Genomic DNA, 8,985 nt, shown 5'->3' with positions numbered 1-8,985 from the left:
CTTTAACTGAGCGCAGCGCATCACGGCTGCAAATAAAAAAAAGCAGTCGAACTTAATTCAGTCTGCTGCTTTGATGGTAGCTATTGCTTGACTATGTTCTGTTCTTAATGTAAACCCTTGTTGATTTCCTCTGATGTCTACCTCATTCATCTGCACATGAATGAGGTATTTTTATCGTAAATTCAAGAGTTTAAGACCCCTACGTCTACACGTAGTATTAGTTGAGTTAGGGTTTAAATCCCCGATTCCAATTACCTTTAAGTAATGAATAATAAGTCATCCGATTTATACTCATTACTCATTACTCATTACTCATTACTCATTACTCATTACTCATTACTCATTACTCATTACTCATTACTCATTACTCATTACTCATTACTCATTACTCATTTATTTACTCGAATTTATACCAATCACACCCATAATAATTAAAGCAATAGATATAAACTTCATCAATGACATAGACTCTCGAAACCAGATAATGCCAATAGTAGCAATTAACATAGTTCCTAACCCTGACCAAATCGAATAAGCTACACCAACATCCAGTTTTTCTAGGGAAAGAGTAGAGAAAGTAAAACCACAACCATAAAACACAAATATCAAGATAGAAGGAATTAAATTTTTAAAGCCTTCTGACAATTTCATGCAGGTTGTGCCTAAAACCTCAAACAAAATTGCTGCCAGTAAGTAAAACCAATTGATTAACATATTTATGCTCAAATCTTGACAATAATATTTTTCACTTCCCTAGCATTCTAGGAAGAATCCTTTGAGTAATTCTGCTATTTAAGCAACAACCAATTTATGAGGTTAGTAGTAAGGACTTTAGTCCTTAAAGCATATTGCTCAAACTGCAACTACTCCAGAGTTACACCATTAAATGAGTAATGAGTAATGAGTAATGAGTAATAAGTAATGAGTAATGAGTAATGAGTAATAAGTAATGAGTAATGAGTAATGAGTAATGAGTAAATCCCATTACTTATAAGAATCATATTTGATTTTTAAAACAAATCAGTACTCTTTTATTCCTTCTTACCCTGTTCCCCGTTCCCTACCTAAGTAGGTAATTTCAATAATCAATTCGGAGTAATTTACGGTTTACCGAACTAGAAAAAACTGGTTTACCGAACTCTAATAGACAGTTCGGTAATTATCATTTGTGAGGTGATAAAAACCGAATTTACACCAAAGTATTTTCTGAATAAGATGAGAACAAATCAAACAAATAAACCTTCAATTGATTCCCAACTATAATTCTCAGAGGAGTTAAACATATGGCACTTATTCATTGGAATCCTTTACAAGAATTGAACACCATTCAACAACAACTCAATCATATTTTTGAAGACGATATGTTAAACACAACCATTTTAGATAGAACCGTAGCCAGAGTTCCTGCGGCTGAATTGCAAGAAACAGACGATGCAGTCTACTTGAAACTAGAACTTCCAGGCATGGAAGCAAAAGATATAGATTTGCAAGTCACCGATAAAGCTGTATATGTTAGCGGCGAACGCAAATCTCAAACTAAGACTGAAGAAAAAGGCAAAATAAAAAGTGAATTTCACTATGGTAAATTCCAACGTGTAATTCCTTTACCTACCCGTATTCAAAATACCAACGTCAAGGCAGACTACAAAGATGGCATCTTAAATTTAACCCTGCCTAAAGCCGAAGAAGAAAAGAACAAAGTTGTTAAAATTAATCTAGATTCAGTTGGCTAATTATAGCTGTTGAAATTTGACAAATTTGAAGCCATTTTGATAAAAAATCCCGGTATCTTTAATACTGGGATTTTTATTTTTTATTCAATCAAGCGTGATTTTAACCAACACTTTTCATTGTTCACTATTAACAGTGCATCACTTTCTGGAAGCTATACTTCCCCAAAAACGCACAATAGAAATCTTCCAGTTAATTTTCACAACGACGCTTGAGTCGTGCCGCAATGCCAAGTACAGCCATTCCTAATAATCCAAAAATATTTGTAGGTTCGGATACAGATTGGGATTCAGAAGACTCATCTAATGTTTCCCAAGCAAAATTTTGCCAAAAGCCATCGGTGGTTAAATTGGCGGTGTTTTGCCAGTAACCATTCCAACCCCACCAATAACCGTTCCAACCCCACCAATAACCATTCCAACCCCAATTATAAGTACCACTACTATTGATCATCTTGTTTAAGGATTCACCGCGATCATCGTAGCCATTGTTATTAGCATCAATATATTGTGGTGTGAGAAGTGAAGCGGCTTGAGTTGTATTGGTATCCATCCAACTGGTAGTGATTCCCATCTTAGCGGCGAGTCCAGATTTGGCACTATTGAAGATACTGAGTAAGTCTTGATTGTTCTGTTGTAAATTCCAACCCAGGACATCTAGAACAGTCAAATCATTATTGGTTACGAGTTTTCTTGTACCACCTGCACCTAGACTAGATTCCATAATGCCATCATAGGTGGCATCTTTTTTCCAGTGACTGCCTTGACTACCATCTCCCCGCAATTTGGTACTGCCAGAAGACATATCACCTAATTTGGTCATACCACCATCAATAGATAACATCGTATTTACACCAACGGATATATCAGGCCTATTCCAAAAGCGGCTATCCTGAGATAAACGAAACATATCCATCAAGTAGCCATATTTAGACATATCATCATTGGTGAACCATAACTTTTTTGTCAATAAATCTGCGTATTCAGGTGAGTCCATACCACTGATAAAGCCGAGAGTGTGAGTCAGTTCATGTACCGCCACACTAAAAAAGTCTAAAGTAGCAGTGGGAATATTATTACTGGTGTTGGTATCCGAAAAATAATTCCATGACAGAGGCTTGTTAATATTGCCTAAGTTACTCACAAGAATATAACCATCATAACCAGGATCATTACCACTAATAATTCCTAAAGCTTTGGCATTAGCACGGGTAAGATTGACGTTTTTGACATCGGACAGAATGTCTAAGCTAGCTAGTCCATATGTGTAGGTATTGGTTAAAGATTTATATCCTGTGCATTGATTCTGCCATGATCCATTGGTCAAGGTAAAGCTGGTCTTACATTGGTTATATACAGTATTTAAAGCTGTGCGATCGCTAGATGAGGTGGTATCTGTTTGTAGCTTTTGATAAACAGTGCTGAAGTTTTGGGAAGTCACACCTGGTATTGCGCCACCAATCACGTTTTTAGGTAACATATTGGTCGGCTCAATAAAGATATTGACGGTAACATCATCAGCCAAATAATTTGACCAATATCTACCAGCCATCTCATAACCAAGCATTTGGTCTAGGGTTGTACCAGGCGCATAGGTGAAATTAAATTGCAAGGCTTGGGCTGAAGTGTTACTTACAACTATTGAAGCCGCTAAGGTTAGGGGTGTGAGTAATCCCAACAAAGGCAGAGTTTTCAAATGATTTAGAGACATATTAGTTATCTTTAATAGTGATTCGTTGTATGAAGGCTGAATAAATATTCCAAAAAATGATATTAACTGCCAATATAAAAATATTTTTGACTCTCGGAAGTTAAATATATGTAAAACACAATATTTTCTTTATGTAGAACTCTTCAATAAAATTTTAAAAAAGATAATTTACGTTAAAGCCTTCTGTTAAAGTTCAATCGTGCAATTAAAAAATAAAAATCTTCCATTTATCTTAATAATTTGTATTTAAGAATAATATTCAGTATTTTTTGGTATTCTTTTGCAGAAAAATACCTGCTCTTTTTGAATTTTTTAAATAAAATTATGAATAATTAATAAAGTTTTAAAATAGTTGATTTAATTATCGTATTCTCACAGTTGCCAGAAATATAAAAAATATATAAACAGTAATTTTCCTGATGCAATAAATGAACGAATCTATCAAAATACATAGTAATTAACTAGTGTCTAAAGACAGATATATTTAGGAGATTGCTATTGGAGAAAGTGTCAAGATATAAATTGTTTATGAATATGAAGTACCAAGATATCTTAAGGGTGAAATTGTGGTTAATGACAATTTTAATTTCCTTAGCCTCGATTCAGTTTTACATACAACCTAGTACAGCGCAGGTGACTTTCAGACCACCAAAAACCCAAGCACCAAAGACCTCAACTGGGGGAGCATCTCGTGATGCTTCTACTTGCGGTGCTGATATGTCTGCAAGTACGGAAGCCTCAGTGACACCATTGTTACCAAAAACTAATATTGGTTTAACATTAGCAGAGCGTCCACCAATATTGGTTTATGTTCCGCAAACAAAGGCGAAAAAAGCATTTTTTGCTTTGCGAGATGAACAAGGACAGCAATCTTACCAGACAACTTTAGCCTTACCTGAGAAGTCTGGTGTGATCGAAATTCAACTTCCCAGTTCAGTTGCAGCACTAAAAATAGGCAAGAATTATCAATGGTCTTTAGTGATGATTTGCACTGAAGAATTAGAGCCTGATAGTCCTTGGGTAAGTGGATGGATTCGTCGAGTGGAGTCTGAGCGCAGTTTCAATAGTCAGTCTAGTTTAGAGGTAGCATCTCAACTCGCTAATATGGGTATTTGGTATGATTCCTTGGCTACTCTAGCTGAGTTAAAGAGAAGACAACCTAATAATTCTACTGTGGCTATTTCTTGGCAAGAAATGTTAAAGTCTGTTGATTTAAATGCGATCGCAGAAGTACCTCTTGCTAACTAATTAAGGAAAACTCGACCAAATAAGAGCAAGATCAGGTAAAAGCCTTGAGCAATTGCCAATCTTGCTTTTTTCTATAAATTACTATTGGTTTTATTTGCATCGCCAAATTTTCTATCTTCAATACAGCTTTGATGAAGTCATCTATAAAAGCAATTGTTAACTATATATACAGGGTGTGTTTCCAGGATTGGCGCAGTATATTCATCACAGCACCTGCTGTAGCAATATGTGTGATGACTGGAGGGATGACAGGGTTATTTCAACTGTTAGAATGGAACGCTATGGAGCAGTTTTTTGCTCTCCGTCCTGCTGAACCACCAGACAAAAGAATTTTAATTGTCACTATTGATGAACAAGACATTACTCAAGTTGGTAAATGGCCTATTACTGACGCTATTTTAGCGAGGCTAATTATCAAACTAAAAGCACATAAACCAGCAGCTATAGGTTTGGATATTTATCGAGATTTACCTGTAGAACCAGGTCATCAAGAGTGGATAAAAGTAATCAAATCTACACCTAACTTGATTGGAGTCAAAAAATTAGCGGGGGATCAAGTTGCTCCATCACCGATATTATCTGAATTAGATCAAATTGCATTAGCTGATATGCTTTTAGACACAGATGGAAAAGTTAGGCGTGGTTTGTTATCTGCTGGTGATAGTGAGGGAAAAATATTTTTAGGATTAGCACCACGCTTAAGTTTAATGTATCTGGAAACTCAAGGTATTTCTTTGCAGGCTTTAGACGAAAATAGCACCTCTTTGCGGTTAGGAAAAGCAGTATTTACACCTTTGAGGGGGGAAGAATTTATTTATCAAGGTGCAGATGTGGGTGGATACCAAATTATCTTGAATTATCGAGGTTTTCAAGATAAGTTTGACACAGTGAAAATGCGAGATATCCTTAGTGATTCTATATCATCAGAATTAGTGCGCGATCGCATTGTGTTAATTGGGACTACAGCTAAGAGTATTAATGATTTTGTCAACGTTGGTTACAGTCGCAATCTACAGGATGAAGATAAACGCATGGCTGGGGTAGTAGTTCATGCTAATTTAGTTAGCCAAATGTTAAGTGCTGCTGTTGATGGTAGACCATTACTAGGAGTTTGGTCTGAACAAGCAGAATGGACATGGATTTTGTGCTGCTCGTTTGTGACTTCTGGTATTACTTGGCAAGGATTACAAATCAAATCTAAGAGCAAATACTTACTTCTTAGTTTGCCAATTTTAGTGATTTTATCTGGTACAGGCATCAGCTTAGGGATTAGCTATGCTGTGTTTATAGCAGGTTGGTGGATGCCGATATTTTCGCCCATATTAACAATTTTTCTGGCTACAATTGTTACGACTAATCTGTATAAACAAACACAATTAGAAAAAGCTAACCAACAACTGCAAGATTATTCTCGCACCTTAGAGGAAAAAGTGCGCGATCGCACCCAAGAGTTAGAAACTGCCAAAATAGCGGCTGATGTCGCCAACCAAGCTAAAAGTGAATTTTTAGCAAACATGAGTCACGAACTGCGGACACCCCTGAATGGCATTTTAGGATACGCACAAATCCTTGAACGTTCTGAAAGCATAGCACCAAAAACATTAGAAGGCATTAAAATTATTCATCAGTGTGGCTCTCACCTACTCACCCTCATCAACGATATTTTAGACTTGTCTAAAATCGAAGCGCGAAAACTAGAACTACACACTACGGATTTTGATTTTTCTACCTTCCTCAATGGCGTAGTAGAAATGTGTCGTATCCGTGCCTTACAAAAAGGTATATCGTTTGATTATCTCCCAGATCCCAATCTCCCTCAAGCAATTAATGCTGATGAGAAACGGTTAAGACAAATAATCATTAATTTACTAGGCAATGCGATTAAGTTTACAGAGACAGGTGGAGTCACATTCAAAATAGAAGTATTAGAAGGGGGAGAAAATTTCAACAAAATTAGATTTCAGGTAGAAGACACAGGAGTAGGAATGACTCCTGAACAATTAACAAAGGTTTTTTTACCTTTTGAGCAAGTAGGTGATAAAAATAAACAAGCAGAAGGTACAGGCTTAGGACTAGCTATTAGCTGTAGAATTGCTGAGTTAATGGGTAGTCAAATCGAAGTAGATAGCCTTTTAGGAACTGGTAGTAAATTTTGGCTAGATGTAAATTTAAACATTATCAATCATTGGTTACAAACATCTCACATCTTACAGCATAAAAAAATTATTGGTATTCAAGACAAACAGCCCAAAATACTGATTGTAGATGACAAATGGGAAAATCGTTCTATAATTTGTAATTTTCTCCGACCAATTGGTTTTGAATGCTGGGAAGCTAGTAATGGACAAGAAGGATTAAATATAGCAGTAAAAAATCAGCCTGAGTTGATTATTACTGATTTAGCCATGCCAATTGTAGATGGCTTTGAGATGATTCAAAACTTAAGAAGTTTACCGCAAACATCCAAAGTTCCAATTTTCGTTTCTTCTGCGAGTGTATTTGAGAGTGATAAAAATAAAAGTTTGGCAATTGGGGGAAATGAATTTTTACCAAAACCTGTAGAAATGGATGAGCTACTCAAGTATTTGCAGGATTATTTACAACTAGATTGGATTTATGCAGAAGAAGATATTAAGCAAACAAAATTTACTGAAAATGAACTTCCTCAACATAATAATTCTCAACTGATAGTTGCACCGCCACAATCGGAACTTGATAAGCTATTGGATTTAGCCATGAGAGGCAACATCAAAGGAATACAAGTTCTGTTGAATGAAATAGAAGCATCAGATTTAAATGGTGATTATATCGGATTTATTAGAGAATTTAGGCAATTAAGTGATAATTTTCAAATTAAACCGATCCGGGAATTAATAAAAAATTTAAAGGCTACAATATCATGAAAATATTTAATAAAATTGAAAAAGCAACAATATTAATTGTTGACGATAATCCCACCAATTTAAAAGTTTTATCAGATGCTATTTCTTCTTTAGGCTGGGAAATTCTCATAGCAACTGATGGCGAAAGTGCTATTGAGCAAGCTGAATATGCCCAACCAGATATAATCTTGTTAGATGTAATGATGCCAGGAATAGATGGGTTTCAAACCTGTACAGAACTGAAAAAAAAGTCATCTACTCAAGATATACCAGTTATTTTTCTCACTGCTCTTACAGATCAATTTGATAAGGTATTAGGCTTAGTTACAGGTGGTGTAGACTATATAACTAAACCTTTTAATTTAGATGAAGTTTTAGCAAGAATACAAGTGCATTTAAAACTACGTTTCTTGACTAAAGAACTCGAACTAAAAAATCAAGAACTTGATCAATTAGTAGAAGAACGTACAAAAAAACTATCTCTCACCTTAGAACAACTCCAGCAATCTCAATTACAGTTAGTGCAAAGTGAAAAGTTATCGACTTTGGGAGAGTTAGTTGCTGGAGTAGCTCACGAAATTAATAATCCTCTTAACTTCGTGATGGGTAATTTAGGATTTCTTCATAATTATATAAATGCTTTAACTGAGCATTTACAGCTTTATCATCAACATTATCCCGATCCTAGTGTCAATATTACTAAAAATGCAAAACTGATAGAATTAGATGAAATATTGATAGATATGCCAAAAATTATTGCTTCAATCGATTCGGGATTACAAAGAATTAATAAGATTAGCAATAGCTTACGTAGTTTTTCCCGTTCAGATGTATCTCAGAAAGCATTTTTTGATGTTCATGAAGGCATCAACAGCACTTTAATAATTTTATCGCATAAGTTAAAAGGTAATAAACTACGTGCTGACATAGAAGTAATTAAGGAATATGGCAATCTACCATTAGTTGAATGTTATCCTGAGCAAGTCAATCAAGTTTTTATGAATATGATTGCTAATGCTATTGATGCTATTGATGAATCATCTCAAAAATCAGCAGATATTCAAAGCCATAAAAGTCCAAAAATCATTATCAAAACTCTATGGAATCAAGAAAAATCATTACTAATAGTTACATTCAAAGATAATGGTTTGGGTATGTCACTAGAAACTCAAAACCAGATATTTCAACAGTTTTTTACCACTAAACCCAGAGGTAAAGGTACTGGTTTGGGTTTATCTATTAGCCGCCAAATTATTGAAGAGAAACACAATGGTAAATTAAGATGTTTTTCTGTATTAGGTGAAGGCACAGAATTTTCTATTGAAATTCCAACCAATTCTGATATGACTGTTAGAGGTGACTTACTCACCAGTTCTATAACTAACCAGGATTATTATTAGTAGATGTAAAATTT

The 8,985-nt window shown here is 35.1% G+C and carries 6 protein-coding genes; 4 read left to right on the top strand and 2 right to left on the bottom strand.

Going from position 1 to position 8,985, the window contains the following annotated elements; genetic code table 11:
- Positions 1–393 precede the first annotated feature (393 nt).
- Positions 394–714, bottom strand: coding sequence for a DMT family transporter (locus tag ACPZ3T_RS24590; protein WP_490272059.1), 321 nt, complete (start codon positions 712–714; stop codon positions 394–396).
- A gap of 569 nt (positions 715–1,283) precedes the next feature.
- Here ACPZ3T_RS24590 and ACPZ3T_RS24585 point away from each other — a divergent pair.
- The gene (locus ACPZ3T_RS24585; RefSeq protein ID WP_490272058.1) at positions 1,284–1,733 is read left to right on the top strand and encodes an Hsp20/alpha crystallin family protein; all 450 of its coding nucleotides are present in this window, start codon (positions 1,284–1,286) and stop codon (positions 1,731–1,733) included.
- 190 nt (positions 1,734–1,923) lie between these two features.
- Here ACPZ3T_RS24585 and ACPZ3T_RS24580 read toward each other — a convergent pair whose 3' ends face one another.
- Positions 1,924–3,441 (bottom strand): NF038122 family metalloprotease, encoded by a 1,518-nt coding sequence (locus ACPZ3T_RS24580; protein ID WP_490272057.1) that lies wholly within the window; start codon positions 3,439–3,441, stop codon positions 1,924–1,926.
- Positions 3,442–3,969: 528 nt separating this feature from the next.
- Here ACPZ3T_RS24580 and ACPZ3T_RS24575 point away from each other — a divergent pair.
- From ACPZ3T_RS24575 to ACPZ3T_RS24565, 3 genes are all read left to right on the top strand, one after another.
- Positions 3,970–4,689 (top strand): DUF928 domain-containing protein, encoded by a 720-nt coding sequence (locus ACPZ3T_RS24575; RefSeq protein ID WP_490272056.1) that lies wholly within the window; start codon positions 3,970–3,972, stop codon positions 4,687–4,689.
- A 131-nt stretch (positions 4,690–4,820) separates the two neighbouring features.
- Positions 4,821–7,592 carry a CHASE2 domain-containing protein gene (locus ACPZ3T_RS24570; protein ID WP_490272055.1) on the top strand — a complete coding sequence of 924 codons (2,772 nt, stop codon included), beginning with the start codon at positions 4,821–4,823 and terminating at the stop codon, positions 7,590–7,592.
- Positions 7,589–8,971, top strand: coding sequence for a sensor histidine kinase (locus ACPZ3T_RS24565; protein ID WP_490272054.1), 1,383 nt, complete (start codon positions 7,589–7,591; stop codon positions 8,969–8,971). The genes ACPZ3T_RS24570 and ACPZ3T_RS24565 overlap by 4 nt, the downstream gene beginning before the upstream one ends.
- The last annotated feature ends 14 nt before the right edge of the window (positions 8,972–8,985 follow it).

Source organism: Aliinostoc maniaoense (assembly GCF_058172895.1).
Note: the sequence above shows the minus strand (reverse complement) of the source record. Positions and strands in the feature narration are given on the sequence as shown.

Excerpts from the sequence above, each read along its gene's own strand:
- ACPZ3T_RS24590 (WP_490272059.1), bottom strand. The coding sequence starts at position 714 with ATGTTAATCAATTGGTTTTACTTACTGGCAGCAATTTTGTTTGAGGTT.
- ACPZ3T_RS24585 (WP_490272058.1), top strand. The coding sequence starts at position 1,284 with ATGGCACTTATTCATTGGAATCCTTTACAAGAATTGAACACCATTCAA.
- ACPZ3T_RS24580 (WP_490272057.1), bottom strand. The coding sequence starts at position 3,441 with ATGTCTCTAAATCATTTGAAAACTCTGCCTTTGTTGGGATTACTCACA.
- ACPZ3T_RS24575 (WP_490272056.1), top strand. The coding sequence starts at position 3,970 with ATGAATATGAAGTACCAAGATATCTTAAGGGTGAAATTGTGGTTAATG.
- ACPZ3T_RS24570 (WP_490272055.1), top strand. The coding sequence starts at position 4,821 with ATGAAGTCATCTATAAAAGCAATTGTTAACTATATATACAGGGTGTGT.
- ACPZ3T_RS24565 (WP_490272054.1), top strand. The coding sequence starts at position 7,589 with ATGAAAATATTTAATAAAATTGAAAAAGCAACAATATTAATTGTTGAC.